The following is a 1,639-nucleotide window of genomic DNA, read 5'->3' as shown; positions in this document are numbered from 1 at the left end:
ACCAAGGTTGGCATCCACCAGACGCGGAGCCGGGCAGGTGCGGACCGTTGGTCCGCACACCTCGATCGTTGAGGGCGGCGCATCCTGCTTTGGTAGGTGCCAACCTTGGTTGGCACACCCGGAACATGCCAACCAAGGTTGGCATCCACCAGACGCGGAGCCGGGCAGGTGCGGATCGTTGGTCCGCACACCTCGATCGTTGAGGGCGGCACATCCTGTTTTGGTAGGTGCCAACCTTGGTTGGCACACCCGGAACATGCCAACCAAGGTTGGCATCTACCTGTCGCTTTACAGCTGGATCTGCTGGAAGTTCTCGACCCGCTCGTGGCCGTTGGCGGCCTGCCCGGTGCGCGGCAGAGGGTAATCATCCAGGCGATCAACCAGGCGGGTCTGCAGGCCGGCTTCGCGAGCGGCGTCCAGTTCTTCCACTACATCGGACAGGAACAGGATCTCGCCGGCCGGCACACCGATCGCCTGCACGATGCGGCGGTAGCTGTCGGCCTCGCGCTTGCCGCCGATCTCGGTATCGAACCAGCCCGACACCAGCGGGCTGAGGTCACCGGCGTCGCTGAAGCCGAAGAACAGCTTCTGCGCCGGCACCGAGCCGGAGGAGTACACGTACAGCGGCAGGCCGGAGGCGTGCCAGCCCTTCAGCACCGGCGCCACTTCCGGGTAGAAGTGTGCGGTGTAATCGCCGCGACGGTAGCCCTCGTCCCAGATCAGGCCCTGCAGCGCCTTCAGTGCGGTGTGCTTGCGGTCCTGGTCGATCCAGCCCTGCAGCGTCTCGGCCACCAGGCTGTCCTGGCAGGCGCCGCCGATCTCGGTAGCCACCGCATCCAGCCAGCGGCGGACCTCCGGCTGCTGGCCATGTTCGGCGACGAACGCCGGCAAGGCCTTGCGGGCATAGGGGAACAGCACGTTCTTGACGAACGAGATGCTGCTGGTGGTGCCTTCGATGTCGGTCAGGATGACGCGGGGCTGCATGGATCAGGACGCCTGGGTAGGTACGTAACGGGGGAATTTCTGCGCGATGTCGGTGCCGGTGAAGTGGCCGACCCAGCCATCCGGCTCGGTGAAGAAGCGGATCGCCACGAAGCTGGGCTCATCGCCCATGTCGAACCAGTGGGTGGTGCCATCGGGCACGGCGATCAGGTCGTCCTTCACGCACTCGATCTCATAGACCTTGTCGGCCACGTGCAGGGTGAACAGGCCGGAGCCGGCGACGAAGAAGCGCACCTCGTCTTCCTTGTGGAAGTGCTCGTCGAGGAATTTCTTCCGCAGCTCGGCGCGGTTCGGGTTGTCCGGCGCAATCGAGGCCACGTCCACGCTCTTGAAGCCGCGCTCGGCGACCAGGCGATCGATGTCGGTGCGATAGGCGGCAAACACTTCATCCTGGCTGGCGCCCGGCGCGACCGGTGCGGTGGCCTGCCAGCGCTCGAAGGTGACGCCGATCTTCTGCAGTTCGGCAGCGATGATCGCGCCGTCCTGGGTGTCCAGCAGCGGCGATTCGGGGCGGGTGTCGTCGTAGATGCGCAGTCGGCTCATGGCGGCAGCTTGAACGTCTCGGGGGGAAGACAGGGTAGCAGCGGTGCTTGTAAAAAATCTCCGTGGCCCCGAAAGGGACCCAGCACTCGGTACG

At 65.2% G+C, this 1,639-nt stretch carries 2 protein-coding genes; both read right to left on the bottom strand.

Going from position 1 to position 1,639, the window contains the following annotated elements:
* Positions 1 to 288: 288 nt before the first annotated feature.
* On the bottom strand, positions 289 to 984 hold the full coding sequence (gene mtnC, locus EKL94_RS22075; RefSeq protein ID WP_126930643.1) for an acireductone synthase: 696 nt from the start codon (positions 982 to 984) through the stop codon (positions 289 to 291).
* A 3-nt stretch (positions 985 to 987) separates the two neighbouring features.
* On the bottom strand, positions 988 to 1,545 hold the full coding sequence (locus EKL94_RS22070; RefSeq protein WP_126930642.1) for a 1,2-dihydroxy-3-keto-5-methylthiopentene dioxygenase: 558 nt from the start codon (positions 1,543 to 1,545) through the stop codon (positions 988 to 990).
* Positions 1,546 to 1,639: the final 94 nt, after the last annotated feature.

It is taken from the genome of Stenotrophomonas maltophilia (genome assembly GCF_003970865.1).
GTDB classification, from domain to species: Bacteria; Pseudomonadota; Gammaproteobacteria; order Xanthomonadales; family Xanthomonadaceae; genus Stenotrophomonas; species Stenotrophomonas maltophilia_AR.
This window is presented reverse-complemented; position numbering and strand designations above follow the sequence as displayed.